Source organism: Vibrio sp. OPT46 (assembly GCF_015163535.1).
Lineage (GTDB): Bacteria > Pseudomonadota > Gammaproteobacteria > Enterobacterales > Vibrionaceae > Vibrio > Vibrio alginolyticus.
On the sequence record NZ_JADDYG010000862.1, the window covers coordinates 1 to 251 of the forward strand.

1 protein-coding gene is annotated in these 251 nt (G+C 41.8%); it reads left to right on the forward strand.

Annotation, left to right across the window (positions count from 1 at the left end; translation table 11 throughout):
* On the forward strand, positions 1–251 hold a 251-nt coding region (locus tag IQR33_RS30700; RefSeq protein ID WP_193844298.1), incomplete at both ends, for a cation:proton antiporter.

Sequence of the window (251 nt, forward strand, 5' to 3'; positions counted from 1 at the left end):
CTGTATGGGTTTTGTCAGTTAATTGGCATCCAATTTGATTTGGTCTACTGCTTACTATTTGGTGCTCTAATATCGCCAACTGACCCAATCGCTGTATTGGCTATTGTGAAAAAACTAGATGCTCCTAAACGTATCTCCACTCAGATTGAAGGAGAATCGCTCTTCAATGATGGCTTCGGTTTGGTTATCTTCGTCACTCTATTTACGATTGCATTTGGCACTGAGGCACCAACTGTAGGTAGTGTCACCTT